11 protein-coding genes, 2 tRNA genes and 1 riboswitch are annotated in these 13,445 nt (G+C 54.2%); of the genes, 7 read left to right on the top strand and 6 right to left on the bottom strand.

Features of this window, described 5'->3' with window-relative positions; all coding sequences use genetic code 11:
• Positions 1-64 precede the first annotated feature (64 nt).
• Positions 65-892 carry a hypothetical protein gene (locus WA318_RS09320; RefSeq protein WP_336080686.1) on the top strand — a complete coding sequence of 276 codons (828 nt, stop codon included), beginning with the start codon at positions 65-67 and terminating at the stop codon, positions 890-892.
• A gap of 19 nt (positions 893-911) precedes the next feature.
• On the opposite strand, the gene WA318_RS09315 is transcribed toward WA318_RS09320, so the two are convergent.
• The 5 genes from WA318_RS09315 to WA318_RS09295 all read right to left on the bottom strand — a co-directional run bounded on the left by WA318_RS09315 (position 912) and on the right by WA318_RS09295 (position 3,388).
• Positions 912-988 (bottom strand) — tRNA-Arg (locus WA318_RS09315).
• 147 nt (positions 989-1,135) lie between these two features.
• Positions 1,136-1,429 carry an ETC complex I subunit gene (locus WA318_RS09310; protein WP_114097603.1) on the bottom strand — a complete coding sequence of 98 codons (294 nt, stop codon included), beginning with the start codon at positions 1,427-1,429 and terminating at the stop codon, positions 1,136-1,138.
• Positions 1,430-1,573: 144 nt separating this feature from the next.
• Positions 1,574-1,650: transfer RNA gene (locus WA318_RS09305), tRNA-Pro, on the bottom strand.
• A gap of 158 nt (positions 1,651-1,808) precedes the next feature.
• Entirely contained in the window at positions 1,809-2,255 is a 447-nt protein-coding gene (locus WA318_RS09300; protein WP_336080685.1) for a DUF192 domain-containing protein, read from the bottom strand.
• Entirely contained in the window at positions 2,252-3,388 is a 1,137-nt protein-coding gene (locus WA318_RS09295) for an acetoin utilization protein AcuC (protein WP_336080684.1), read from the bottom strand. Before WA318_RS09295 ends, WA318_RS09300 begins: the two co-directional genes overlap by 4 nt.
• 122 nt (positions 3,389-3,510) lie before the next feature.
• Here WA318_RS09295 and WA318_RS09290 point away from each other — a divergent pair, with 122 nt between their 5' ends.
• The 3 genes from WA318_RS09290 (at position 3,511) to WA318_RS09280 (ending at position 9,029) form a co-directional block, all read left to right on the top strand.
• Complete coding sequence (locus WA318_RS09290; RefSeq protein WP_336080683.1) at positions 3,511-4,596, top strand: alpha/beta hydrolase family protein; 1,086 nt, start codon at positions 3,511-3,513, stop codon at positions 4,594-4,596.
• Positions 4,597-4,838: 242 nt separating this feature from the next.
• Positions 4,839-6,008 carry a GGDEF/EAL domain-containing response regulator gene (locus tag WA318_RS09285; protein ID WP_114097600.1) on the top strand — a complete coding sequence of 390 codons (1,170 nt, stop codon included), beginning with the start codon at positions 4,839-4,841 and terminating at the stop codon, positions 6,006-6,008.
• A 57-nt stretch (positions 6,009-6,065) separates the two neighbouring features.
• Positions 6,066-9,029 carry a PAS domain S-box protein gene (locus WA318_RS09280; protein ID WP_336080682.1) on the top strand — a complete coding sequence of 988 codons (2,964 nt, stop codon included), beginning with the start codon at positions 6,066-6,068 and terminating at the stop codon, positions 9,027-9,029.
• A 26-nt stretch (positions 9,030-9,055) separates the two neighbouring features.
• Here WA318_RS09280 and WA318_RS09275 read toward each other — a convergent pair whose 3' ends face one another.
• Positions 9,056-10,195, bottom strand: coding sequence for a citrate synthase (locus WA318_RS09275; RefSeq protein ID WP_336080681.1), 1,140 nt, complete (start codon positions 10,193-10,195; stop codon positions 9,056-9,058).
• Between the two features lie 90 nt (positions 10,196-10,285).
• Between WA318_RS09275 and WA318_RS09270 the strand changes: the two genes are divergently transcribed.
• From WA318_RS09270 to WA318_RS09260, 3 genes are all read left to right on the top strand, one after another.
• Positions 10,286-11,641 (top strand): CoA transferase, encoded by a 1,356-nt coding sequence (locus WA318_RS09270; protein WP_336080680.1) that lies wholly within the window; start codon positions 10,286-10,288, stop codon positions 11,639-11,641.
• A gap of 69 nt (positions 11,642-11,710) precedes the next feature.
• A riboswitch (TPP riboswitch) is annotated at positions 11,711-11,822 on the top strand.
• Positions 11,813-12,586: an ABC transporter ATP-binding protein gene (locus WA318_RS09265; RefSeq protein WP_336080679.1), complete on the top strand. Its 774-nt coding sequence runs from the start codon at positions 11,813-11,815 to the stop codon at positions 12,584-12,586. Its footprint overlaps the riboswitch before it by 10 nt.
• Complete coding sequence (locus WA318_RS09260; RefSeq protein WP_336080678.1) at positions 12,583-13,401, top strand: ABC transporter permease; 819 nt, start codon at positions 12,583-12,585, stop codon at positions 13,399-13,401. The genes WA318_RS09265 and WA318_RS09260 overlap by 4 nt, the downstream gene beginning before the upstream one ends.
• The last annotated feature ends 44 nt before the right edge of the window (positions 13,402-13,445 follow it).

The raw sequence follows: 13,445 nt of genomic DNA, 5'->3' as shown, positions 1-13,445 counted from the left end.
AGCAATAGTTCCTAGAAATCACCTACCCTCCTATTTCTTTTGACCAACCCGCAATCCACGGGGCATGATCAATGCCATTTTTCAACTTGGCAGAAATACAGTGACTTGGACTAGGGAAAACTGGCCTAAATGGCCAATCGCAGTTGCAGCGATTATCGGTCTACCAGCTATGTTTATGAGCATTGACAATGCATGTAGCCCAATATCCAACGGTTTTTGCCGTCAATGGCTGAGCTTTCAGTGGGAAACTATTGTAGCCGGACTACTTGGCCTTGGCGGTGGTTATCTTGCGCTGACGGCGGTCAAATGGCAGGACACAAATCAGCAACGTCGAACAATCGATACCTGCCGGAAGGAGCTTGTCGAACTTCGCACTCTGATCCACGGTGCCAAAAACAAACACAAGGCAATATCGAAAGAACTGGGAGACGCCCTCGAAATTTGTCGATTAATTGAGCAGGGTGACGACATTTCACCGGTGCAAGAGCATTATGTCGCGCTTGCCCAACAAAACAAACCACAGGAAATCGACGAACTGGTTAACGACATGCTGACCATTCAAGATACCGTTAAACAAATTACGCTCGATTTCCGCACTGTCATCTCGCTAATCAACCGTGTTGGTCTTAACCGTCATGTCAGTGGATTACCATTGAAGGCCTACCAGTCCGCAAGCACGGAAATCTCCAATTTCGAAAACATCTATTTTGCGGAAAATGGTATGGTGCGGGGCATCGATGAAAGGCGGGCTATGATCACCAGCCAATTATCGTTTATGCATCTCACCGTTCACGGCCACCTAATCGGGAGCACAAACCCAACCATATGGCACATAGACAAGGTTATTAGAGACCTTGACGGACAGATTAGAAAACTCGCCCGCCTATTGTGATGATGTGAGAATATAAAAATGGCGATCCCTGCAGGACTCGAACCTGCAACCTACAGATTAGAAGTCTGTTGCTCTATCCAGTTGAGCTAAGGGACCGCTGGGTGGGGTGGTTTGCTGACCCCGAGGCATGGCATTGGTCGCCTGCCCGATATGTGTTCAGGATTTAACGTCCCCTGTCAGACGAAACGGGGCGGATGCCCGCCCCGATGGTATCGGTCAAAAGCGGCTGACAGCCAGCCTGTGTCAGACAACGCGCTTGAAAGCGAAGTTATCGGCATAGGACTTGATCTGGACCTTGCGCGGCTTGGGCTGCTCGATATCGGCGATCAGCTTGTGCTTCACAGCAAAGGCCTGGGCTTCTTCAAGGGTTTCGAAATACATGCGAACCTGGCCACGGGTATCGGTCGAACCGATCCAGCCCATCAGCTGATCAGCAACCTTTTTCGCACCCGGTTCAAATTCCATGACCCAGTGCTTGGTCGCAGCCTGACCGGACTGCATGGCGTTTTTGGCAGGTTTGTAAACACGGACCTTCATCGGGACCCTCGTCTTGACCGTCGGGATAAGATGGTGATGGCAGTTTGACGGGTCTCTCTAACCCCTGCCAATACTTCATCTTTTACACCTTTTATCGCGAATTGGAAATCCTGATGGATCACCGTCGAACAACAAAAGGGGAAATGGTCGGGAAGGCGAGATTCGAACTCGCGACCCCCTGCTCCCAAAGCAGGTACGCTACCAGACTGCGCTACTCCCCGACGCGGATGTGGATTTAGCACCATCCTGCCGGGTGGGCAAGACCGCATTGTGCTTTTTTGCCGAAAAAGTTGCACAAAAACCAAAGGCCGCAGATATCGTCCGCGGCCTTGCTATTGCTGATTGTTCTTTAATCTCGGAAAGCACCGGAAAACCGGACCTAGCGCGGCAGGCCCTCGACCTTTTCACCGACCTCAAAGCCCATCCTGTCGGCTGTACCACCATTGAGCTCAAGCACGAAGCGCACCGGCTTGGGCGACGGGATGATGGTTTCCGATTGCGGCACTGTGCGTTTTTCAATGCCGACAATCGTGCCGCTGCCATCGATGAACAGCATATCAAGCGAGATAAAGGTGTTTTTCATCCACATTGAAATGTCGCGCGCGCCACCGAAATCAAACAGCATGCCTGCATCATTTGCCATTTCGGTGCGGAACATCAAACCGCGTGATCGTTCTTCGGGTGTGACGGCCATTTCAACATTATAAACTTCGCCATCGACCAGAATGCGCGATCGTTCAAATCCTGTCGCCTTGGCATTAAGCCCGGCAACCACCGCTGCGCTGATAAAGCACACCACCAAAGTCATCTGAATGAACGACTTCATACCCCATACCCTCTTAGTCTTTTGACGCGTTCCCGGACCTCGCCCCGGATTGCGCCACCCCGCCATGGATCAGCCAAGGTTGTAAACAACTCATCGGCCGGCTGTCTGCCACGGCTATGCGACCATTTTATGACACGCAGGATATTTTCCGCTGTGATGGGTAGCACAGGTGGTATTTCGATCTCGTTAACGGTCGCCCAGACCCCGGACCAACAGCGTGCAACCCCGTATGGACTATATCCTCCGCCTCCAAGAACAAGACTTCTTGGGGCCAGTCTGGTCATCGCCGCCACGACTTCCCAGATCGACTGATTGCCCAAAAGCTGCCTTGAGAGTGGATCTTCGGCAAGAGTATCACATCCGCATTGCAAAACAATAGCTTGTGGCGCAAAACTTAATGCAAGAGGAATCAAATATTCGTGCAGCACAAAGCGCATCTCGTCATCATGCATGCCACCGGGCATCGGAAGATTGCGCGCCATGCCCCCGGCGATATCATCAATCGGCCCGGTCTTTGGCCATAAATCTTCCTGATGCATCGAGACGGTCAGGACCCGGTCATCATCAGCAAAGGCATATTGCACTCCGTCGCCGTGATGGGCGTCAATATCGACATAAAGGACCCGATCAAGCCCCGAATCGAGAAGCGCATAAATCCCCAGAACCGGGTCGTTGAAGTAACAAAATCCCGATGCCCGGTCGCGCAATCCGTGATGGGTTCCGCCTGCCGGATGATGGATGATGCCACCATCAGCAATCAGCTGGGCAGCCATGATCGATGATCCGGCGGCAGTTGCCGGACGCCGGAAAATTTCCGGATAGATCGGATTGCCATTCTTGCCCAGGCCAAAGCGCACCATCATCTCTTCGGGAAGGGATTGATCGCGTTCAGCCTGCATCACGGCATCAACATATTCGCGGTCATGAAAGCGCGATAACTGATCGGCGGTTGCGACCGGACCGGTCAGATAGGTGTCTTCATCCACCCAGCCCAGCGCATGTACCATATCCACCACCAGCGAAACACGCGGGATCGCCAATGGATGTTTGGGACCATAACTTGAACCACGGTAGATCTCGGCCGCGATCATGCGCGGTGTTTTGTCGGGATGTCGTAAATCAGGCGAGGTCACAATATGCATTCATCTGGTGTTTGAAGTATCGGCATAGCGCAAAGAATTGACGCGTCCCCCCTGTTCACGCAAGCTCTGTTTCACAAGCCTCGCATCCTGACGCTCAACCAAAAGGTTCCGACGTGCCATCGCCCCGCCAAAGCCGCCCTGCCAACAAGTTCAATACAACGACCCTTCTGATTGCAGCACTGATCATTTTACCCGCCGTCTATTTCATGAACGGGATGATGGATTTTGATCTTTCGGAACGGTCCGTTACCGAGATCGGCTTTGATCACGGCCCAGACCACCTGTCCGGGTCGCTTATCCTTCCAAACCAAAATCATGACGGACCAATTGCCCTGATCATTCATGGCGACGGCCCACAGGATCGCTTTTCGGGTGATGGATATTTGCCGCTGTTCAGTGCCCTGCTGGATCAGAATATCGGTATCTATAGCTGGGACAAGGCCGGTATCGGCGAAAGCACAGGCAACTGGCTGGATCAATCCATGAATGATCGTGCGACTGAGGCAGTGGCCGCATTCAAGATGATCACATTACAGCGCCCCGGGAATGCCGGAAAGATCGGTTTTCTTGGTTTCTCGCAGGCCGGTTGGGTCATCCCCAAGGCCGCACAGATTACCCCTGATAACGCATTTGGCGTTATTATCGGCGGGGCTGTTAGCTGGCAGGATCAGGGGGCGTACTACACCCGTCAACGCCTTCTGGCCGAAGGCAAAACCGACCGCGAAATCACCGATGCAATCACCCGACGCAAGACACGTGATGCCGTGGTTTTTGCCCCTGATGCTGATTACAATTCATATCTTGAAACCGTTGGACAAGATACCCCTGCCCCGATGTCAGAAGACCGGTTCAACTTCGTCAAACGCAACATCTCTGCAGATGCCAAAGACGACCTTGCGCGCGTCGCATCGCCAATACTGGCACTGTTCGGGGCGGATGATCTGAATGTCGATGCCAGAACCGATTTCGAAACCTATCAAACCATTCTTGCAGGCGGGAACGCGCATAACCAAACCATCCTGTTTGCCGATGCGACCCACGGGCTTTTGCGCAGCGGTCTGTTTAACTATCAGCTGGCCTCCGACATGCCGGCCACCACACAACTGCTGTTTACCGTTATGGGCCGGGATGCTTATGCCCCGGGCGTGTTGAACAGGCTTTCCACATGGATCGGGAACGTTACGGACCGATCAGATTAAATCATCCTGTCTCTGGTCCGGTGACGGTTTCCCGTTTTGCTTCTGCCAAACCGGCGAACTGCGTGGCCCCTCTTTACCTGTGTCGATTTCTGAGCGCGCACTCGATCCCGATGTCATTCGCGGGATGACACCGGGCAACGCATCCCCATATGGGGATATCAGAACCTATACAAACAACTAGTATGATTCTCATACAAAGTGCCCCGCGCCGGGCCCCGCCACCGATATGAAGAGAAGCGCCTGTGATCACCTCAAAAGCACGTCCGTTAAATGTCCTGATCATCGATGACGAAGCCGATATGGGTGAATTCGTTGCCGATGCCATAAGCGCGCTTGGCAACAATGCCGTGGCCGTTTCCGACACGGACGATTTTGTTCGAACCTATTCCACGGCCTTTGACGTCATTATTCTTGATCTGTTCATGCCCAAGCTCGACGGGATCGAAATCATCCGTTTCCTGCATGAAAACAGATCAGACGCATCCCTGATCCTGATGAGCGGCAAGGACAAATCGATCCTTCATGCCGCCTCCGAACTGGCAACCGAACGCAATATCGAAGTTCTCGGCGTTCTGGAAAAACCCTTTACGATTGATCAGCTGGAAGAACTGCTGGGCAAATTCAACATGCCACAGCCCAAGACCGACGAACCGCCAAGCATTGCACCAACCGAAAGCAGCCTTCGGCGCGGTATTGCCAGTCAGGAATTCTTTCTGGTCTATCAGCCGCAATTCAGCATTGCGACCGGCAAGATCGTTGGTGTCGAGGCTCTTCTACGCTGGCAGCACCCGACCCTTGGCCTGCTTCATCCCGGACTTTTTATCCCGCTTGCTGAACAATCGGGGTTGATTAACCAGCTGACCGAGCAGGTTCTCGAACAGGCCCTTGCACAGATGGCGAAATGGGATCACGCCGACATCACAATGTCGATCAATGTCTCGCCGACCACGGTTGTTGATCTTAATATGCCCGAAAAACTTGATGCGATGACAACTGCGCTTGAAATCGATCCGGAAAAGATCGTGATCGAACTGACAGAAACAGCGCTGATGGAAAATGCCAGTCTTTACATGGACATCCTGACACGGCTGCGGATGAAACGGTTCAACCTGTCGATTGACGACTTTGGTACCGGTTACTCGTCCATGCAACATCTCGTACGGATTCCCTTTAACGAACTCAAGATCGACCAATCCTTTGTCCGCCAGATGCTTAAGGATACGGAATGCCGCACGGTCGCACAAATGTCCATTTCCCTTGCGCATGGCCTGAATATGCATGTTGTCGCCGAAGGCATTGAAGATCAGGAAACATTCGATTTGCTCCGGGAACTCGGTTGCGAAATCGGTCAGGGATTTCACATGTCCCACCCGGTCTCGGCCTGGGAAATCGAACATCTTTATCTGTCCTGAGCAGCCCGGCTTCAGACGTTACACCCAACGCCTTGTCACAATATTGGTGATCCCGACATGAAACGCCCCGTCCTTCTTGCCAAGATACTCGCGCCCTTGATTGCGGTGGCCTTTGTCATTGGCGGCGGCGCGCTTTTTGTGTTGTACAAGGAAATCCTTGAAGATCAGCGTCATGCTTTCCTGCGTCTTGCGGTTATCAATGCAGAACTGATCAATGCGGTTGCCGCCGACAACAGGCCTGATGAACCGGGAAATGACAAGGACCCGGCATTCAACGCCATCCTTTCGCAAATACATTCTGCCTTTAACAACCTTTCATCACTGGATGCATCCGGGGAACTGTTCATTGTCCGGCGTGAAGGCGATCAAATTCGAATTCTGGTGCATCAGGAACGCAAGGTCGAAAAAGATGACCACCCTGCCCTGATCAGCATCACCGATCCATATGCCGAGCCGATGCTTGCGGCACTGTCGGGATATGCCGGTACAAGCTGGGTCACCGACAGCCATGATCATGACGTTCTGACTGCCTATGCCCCGGCACAAAATCTGGGTGTTGCTGTGGTGGTTGGCATCCCCAAAGACAAGCTGCTTGAACCCTTTGTTTCAACCAGTATTGCGCTGATTATCATTGGCATCGCCGCCATTGGTCTCGCCACTGCCTTTACCCATTCCCAGGTGACCTATGTCATCAACCGGTTCCTTCATACGCAAAAACATTTGCAAAAGGCTCTGGAGGAAACGCACAGGGCGCAAGACATGCTTGAACAGGCGCTGAACTCAATCAGCGAGGGTTTTGCCCTGTTTGATGCCCAGGATCGGCTGGTGATTTGCAATGATGTCTATCGCCAGATTTATCGAAACCACGCAGATGCGCTCAAACCCGGTGCCACATTTGAAGAAATTCTGCGTACCGGACTGGCACGCGGGACATTTCCAGATGCATTTGATGTCGAGGAAATCTGGCTTGCCGATCGTATGGCAGAGCATCACAAAGACAACAGCAAGCTGGAAGAACAGGTTGGAGATCGCTGGATCCTGATCTCGGAACGTCGCACTCAGGATGGTGGCATCGTTGGCGTCCGCACCGATATCACCGAGCTGAAACGCAAAGAGCGTGAACTGCGCGATAGCGAGAAAAAATTCCGCGACTTTACCGTTACTGCGTCTGACTGGGTCTGGGAAACCGATCCGCAACATCGCATAAGTCAAACCAGTATACAGCACATTGGAAACGTCAATATTGACCTTGACGCACTGATCGGCAAGCGGCGTGACGAATTCACAGCGGAACCGGCAAATACGCCCAAATGGCACGACCACTATCAAGCACTTGATGAACGCCGTCCTTTCAAGGACTTTCAATATCGCATCACCATGGCCGATGATGCGATCAGGACCATCTCGATTTCCGGCATCCCGGTGTTTGACGATTACGGCATTTTTCGGGGCTATCGCGGCACGGGTCGCGACATCACTGATCTGATCGAAAGCCGCGAACGGTTTCGCGTGGCATTTGAAAGTGTCACGGTTGGCATCGTCTTTGCCGATGAAAAAGGCATGATCGAAGGGTTCAATCCCGAAGCCGAGAAGATCTTTGGCTATGCCGCCGAAGAAGTACTGGGACAGAATGTCTCAATCCTGATGCCCAACCCGGACCATGCAAGTCATGACAACTATATCAAAAATTACCTTGGTACGGGTGATGCCCAGATCATCGGCATCGGCCGCGAGGTCAAGGGCAAGCGCAAAAATGAGACGATCTTCCCGATGAATCTCGGTATTGCCGAGATGAATGTTCAGGGCCGCCGCCACTTCATCGCATCCATCACGGACCTGACCGTTGAACACGCACTTGAACGACAATTGCGCCGATCACAAAAGATGGAGGCCATCGGCCAGCTTACCGGTGGTGTCGCCCATGACTTCAACAATTTGCTCGGTATCATCATCGGCAATCTTGATCTTGCCCGCCGTCAGATTGACGAGACATCACCCGTCACCAAGTTTATCGGAAAGGCACTGACCGCGGCTGATCGCGGCGCGACCCTGACGCGCAGATTGCTGAATTTTTCCCGTCAGGCCCCCGAGGAAAACGCCGCAGTCATCCTCAATGACGTTCTGGGCGACCTTAAAGAACTTGTTGGAAAATCAATAACATCAAGCATCGCCTTTACGCTCAGCCTGACGGAAAACATTCCCCCGGTTCGCATTAACCAGGGGGATTTCGAAGATGCCATTATCAATCTTGCCGTCAATGCACGCGATGCCATGCCAGATGGGGGGCGACTGACCATCAAGACCAAACTGACCCGGATTGATGCACTGAGCAGCAACATCGTTCAGCGCATTCCCCCCGGCACATATGTAGAACTTGACGTCAGTGACAATGGCGCTGGCATGCCCCCCGAGATCGGCGATCAGATTTTTCAACCCTTCTTTACCACCAAGGAACGCGGCAAAGGTACCGGGCTTGGTCTTGCAATGGTGTATGGCTTTGTCAAACGTTCGGGCGGATATATTTCGGTCTATTCCGAACTTGGCATCGGAACCACATTCCGCATCTATCTGCCCGTCGCCGACGAGGCAAGCCAAACCGAGACTGGCAATCAGCGCAGGGACGACACCGAACCTGTGCATGGTACGGAAACGATTCTGATCGTTGATGACGAACAGGAACTGGCCGAAATCGCATCCATAGTCCTGAACAAATATGGTTACAGGACCATTTTGGCTCATAGCGGCAAAGAGGCCCTTGAACAGATCGAGAAACATCCCGAAATCGACATCCTGTTTACCGATGTGATCATGCCTGGCGGGATGAACGGCATTGAACTTAGTGACAGGGCCTGTGAAATGCGCCCGGGCCTTGCGGTATTGACCTGCTCGGGCTTTACCGCCGATGTATTACAGGAACGCCCCGACGACAAACCGATCTATCCCCTGATCAGCAAACCCTATACGAATATCGAGCTTGCCCACGCGGTCCGCAAAACGCTTGATATTACAGAACCGGCGTAATGAATGGGCAAGAGCTGATTGTGTGTTCAGGAAGTACTCGCGCGCGGACGGATGATCTTGCCGCTTTTGCGTTGTTCAAACAGATGTGCAATCCAGCCTGCCATGCGCCCGACAGCAAAGATGCCAAGTCCAGCCCCCTTCGGCAGATCAAGTTCACGCTCAATCAGGGCCAAACCGAAATCCAGACTGGGATACTGGCCTGTTCTGTCAGCAACTTCGCGTGCAATCCGTGCCCAAAATGCGTCGCCTGTTTGCCCGCAAGCTTCCATGATCGCACGTGTGCGCGGATCACCATCGGGATATAGGGGATGCCCAAATCCCGGTGGCACCTGCCTGATTTCATAATGCCCCTTGATCCCCGTTTCCTTTTCGACCTGATCCATCCATGCCCGGCATCTGGGTGTCAGGCCGCCATGTCGCGCCCCTGAAAGGGTTGAAAGACCTGCCATCAATGACGCGGGCAACGTCGCCCCTGCCGACGCAGCCACCCGCACGGCATAGGCTGACGCATTAAGTTCATGATCGGCACACAAAACCAGAGACAGTCGCAACAGTTCTGCGGCGTCATCACGTTTCGACCATGCCTTGGCCAGCACCAAATGGATCGGGCTTTGACCATCGTCGGGCTGTCCGGCGGCAGCCAATGCAGCGAGACGCATGATCTTTGCAGCGGCCGGTCGCCCGTCACCTTGCCCTGTACCTGTCATCAGACCCGCCATCATTGCCACCATGCGCTGGAACGGCAATGCGTGGTCAGCGGGAATGAAATCCGCCGCCGAATTCAGGGCCGGGTCGCATCGTAGACCGGCAAGAAGGTTCGCGGCCTCTTCAAGTGTCATGGCTTGCGCAAGCGTCACTGCATTCCGTCCGCGATAATAAAACTGCCCGTCAGCAATGCGGGTGATGTCCGACACAAGGATCGGCTCCCCCCAATCGATGGTCGATGCCGCGACGGATTGCCGTGAACGGCCACGTCTTTTGCGGTCGTGAAGCTTGGCAACGTCACGCCGGTCATACAGGCTTTTGCGGGCATCGCCGGGATGGGCAATGGCACGAACGATCCCGCGACTGACATAGGCATAAAGCGTATCGCGCGATATCCCGACCTGCGCACAGACTTCATGTGCCGCAAGGGTACAAAATGATCCGTCATAAGAATTTTTCATATTGATTATCTTGATCAATATTGACGATTTGTCCAGTCCCGCATGATGCTTTCCTGACGCGCTGTTTTGTTTGCAAAAAGGAACTGCCCCATGCTTGACCACTTCAATGACCAGATTGCCGATGCGCTTGGACTGGCAACCACGCCGAATTTCGAAGTCACCGGGACTGAAAGCCTGCCATCCTTCTTTGCTGTGACCGATCTTGCCTGTGCGTCCATCGGGATGGCAACCGCAATGATTGCACACTGGTGCGGGCTTCATCACGGATCGGATGCACCGGTTCAGATTGATCGCAGATTGGCATCCAGGTGGTTTGACATGACCATCCGCCCGCAAGGCTGGACCTTGCCCGGCAAATGGGATCCGCTGGCGGGCGACTATGAAACCAGCGATGGCTGGATCCGGCTGCACACCAATGCCCCGCATCACCGCAAGGCGGCCTTGTCTGTTTTGGGGCACCATGAAACGCGCGACAGCCTTTCGCCAGCCGTTCGCGGGTGGTCGACAGATGATCTTGAAACTGAAATTGTTGCGGCAAATGGCTGTGCTGCAACCATGCGCGGTATTGCGGATTGGGAGAACCACCCGCAAGGTCACGCTGTTCGCGCCGAACCACTGATCGACTGGCTCGACCATGGCAATGTTTCGATACCTGCCAAATCAGTTGATCCGGCACGTCCGCTTGCTGGTGTTCGTGTCCTTGACCTGACTCGTGTCCTCGCCGGGCCGGTTGCCGGCCGTTTTCTTGCGGCGTTCGGTGCAGATGTTCTGCGCATTGATCCGCCGGGCTGGAACGAAGGTGCCGTCATTCCCGAAGTCACCCTTGGCAAACGCTGCGCAGGACTTGATCTGCATGCACCTGAAGACCGCAAACGGTTTGAAGACCTTATCTCGGATGCCGATATCCTGTTGCATGGCTATCGCCCCGATGCCCTGTCCGGACTTGGCTATGACGGCAAGACCCTTCGTTCGATCAACCCGGCATTGATTGACGTTACGCTCTGCGCTTATGGCTGGACCGGACCCTGGGCGCAGCGTCGCGGTTTTGACAGCCTTGTCCAGATGAGCTGCGGTATTGCCGACTGGGGCATGAAGCACGCAAAGGCATCCAAACCTTTACCGCTTCCGGTTCAGGCCCTTGATCACGCCACAGGGTATCTGATGGCTGCCAGTGCGGTGCGCGCCCTGTTCAAACGCCAGAGTAGTGGTTCAATCACGACTGCCCGCCATTCACTGGCGCAAACAGCGCATCTGCTGTGCCAATCTGCGCGCACCACCCTTGACGGTATCATCCGGGATGAACAACCCGATGATCTTGACAAAACCATTGAAAACACCAGCTGGGGACCGGCTCATCGCATTGCCTTTCCTGCAAATATCAAGGGCGTTAGGCATCATTGGGCGCACCCGGCCGGATCACTGCGTCGCGATGCCCCGAACTGGTGAATTATGATCGGGATTAAAGACACAAATTGTCACAAACCTTGACGGGAGCAATTTGTCTGCGCATAGTCCCGTCATCTCCGGGGGGGCCGATCGTGAATTGGCTGAGAGGTTCGGTGTTGCCGAACGACCCTTTGAACCTGAACCGGTTAAGACCGGCGTAGGAAGGATCGAATGCGCAACACAGAACAAACGTCCGTCGGGACGCAAAATCCAACCAGATTTGATGTTCACCTGTCCGGCGCCCGTGTGGCCTTTGGCAGCGCGGATATTTTCCATGACCTTGACCTGACCCTTAAGGCCGGAAGCTTTACCTGTTTGCTTGGCCCAAGCGGTGTTGGCAAAAGCACGCTTTTGCGCTACCTCGCCGGTCTGGTCGAAGGCGATGTTAGCGGCAATATCACCTGTTCGGACGGCGAAATCCTTAAGAACCGCGTTGCCTATATGGCGCAGCAGGACCTGCTTTTGCCCTGGCGCACCGTGCGCGAGAATGTCGAACTGGGCGCGGTCCTTCGTGGCGAGCGGCCAGATCATAAGCGCGCCGAACAACTCATTGGACAAGTTGGCCTGACGGATGCCGCACATCTGCGTCCGGCAAAACTTTCGGGCGGGATGAAACAGCGCGCAGCCCTTGCCCGTACCCTGATGGAAGACCGTCCGGTTGTCCTGATGGATGAACCGTTTTCCGCCCTTGATCCGGTCAACCGCCTGCGTTTGCAGGAACTGGCCGCACGGGTACTGCGCGGCAAGACGGTTCTGCTTGTGACCCATGATCCGCTCGAAGCGTTGCGGCTTGGCGATAATGTTCACGTCCTTTCAGGTACCCCGGCCACCCTTCAGGACGCCATCACGCCAAGCGGCCAAAGCCCGCGCGAGATTGCTGATCCCGACATTTTGGCAAAGCAGGCCGAATTGCTGCGTCAACTGGGTGCGGAGATCGCATCATGAGCAGTCAAAACAATCCTCATATCAATGCAAAATCAATCCCGCTGTCAGAACGTCGCTGGCTCAAACTTGCGCGACCGGTGATTATTGTTGTTGCCCTGATTGCCACATGGCAGGCGCTGGTCATTATGACCGGTGCGCCGAAATACATGCTGCCGCCCCCGGCAGATGTCTGGAACACCCTGATTTCCCGGCATGACGTTCTATTTGATCACGCGCGCTATACGATTGCGGAAACCGTGATCGGCCTGTTTGCCGGGGCAGTTCTTGGCACGCTGGCGGCCATTCCAATGGCATTATTTTCACCGGTACGGTTCTGGTTGATGCCAATCCTTCTGGTGTCCCAGGCCATTCCGTTCTTTGCGCTTGCGCCACTTCTCGTCCTTTGGCTTGGCTTTGGCCTGGCATCCAAAATCGCCATGGCCGCGTTGATCATTTTCTTCCCGGTCACCGTGGCCTTCTTTGACGGGCTGGCACGCACCGAAACCGGATGGCTTGATCTGGCACGCACCATGGGGGCAAGTCGCTGGCGGCTTTTGACCCATATCCGTTTGCCTGCAGCCCTTCCGGCCTTTGCGTCGGGGTTCCGGGTGGCCACCGCCGTCGCCCCGATTGGCGCGGTGATTGGTGAATGGGTGGGTTCAAGCCACGGGCTTGGCTATCTGATGCTACATGCCAATGCCCGGGTGCAGATTGATATGGTTTTTGCCTGTCTTCTGATCCTGTGTGCTTTTTCGATCACGCAATATTTCATTGTTGATCGCATCCTGCGCGCCGCCCTGCCTTGGCAGCCCGACAGCCTGAAACCGGCCCGGTAATACAATTCCCCGCCGCCAGATTGGCTGCGGTTTAAATCCTCATA

Origin of the sequence: Thalassospira sp. CH_XMU1448-2, assembly GCF_037027285.1 — a bacterium.
Classification (GTDB): Bacteria; Pseudomonadota; Alphaproteobacteria; order Rhodospirillales; family Thalassospiraceae; genus Thalassospira; species Thalassospira profundimaris_C.
This window is presented reverse-complemented; position numbering and strand designations above follow the sequence as displayed.

Excerpts from the sequence above, each read along its gene's own strand:
- WA318_RS09310 (WP_114097603.1), bottom strand. The coding sequence starts at position 1,429 with ATGAAGGTCCGTGTTTACAAACCTGCCAAAAACGCCATGCAGTCCGGT.
- WA318_RS09280 (WP_336080682.1), top strand. The coding sequence starts at position 6,066 with ATGAAACGCCCCGTCCTTCTTGCCAAGATACTCGCGCCCTTGATTGCG.
- WA318_RS09320 (WP_336080686.1), top strand. The coding sequence starts at position 65 with ATGATCAATGCCATTTTTCAACTTGGCAGAAATACAGTGACTTGGACT.
- WA318_RS09265 (WP_336080679.1), top strand. The coding sequence starts at position 11,813 with ATGCGCAACACAGAACAAACGTCCGTCGGGACGCAAAATCCAACCAGA.
- WA318_RS09270 (WP_336080680.1), top strand. The coding sequence starts at position 10,286 with ATGCTTGACCACTTCAATGACCAGATTGCCGATGCGCTTGGACTGGCA.
- WA318_RS09300 (WP_336080685.1), bottom strand. The coding sequence starts at position 2,255 with ATGAAGTCGTTCATTCAGATGACTTTGGTGGTGTGCTTTATCAGCGCA.
- WA318_RS09260 (WP_336080678.1), top strand. The coding sequence starts at position 12,583 with ATGAGCAGTCAAAACAATCCTCATATCAATGCAAAATCAATCCCGCTG.
- WA318_RS09275 (WP_336080681.1), bottom strand. The coding sequence starts at position 10,195 with ATGAAAAATTCTTATGACGGATCATTTTGTACCCTTGCGGCACATGAA.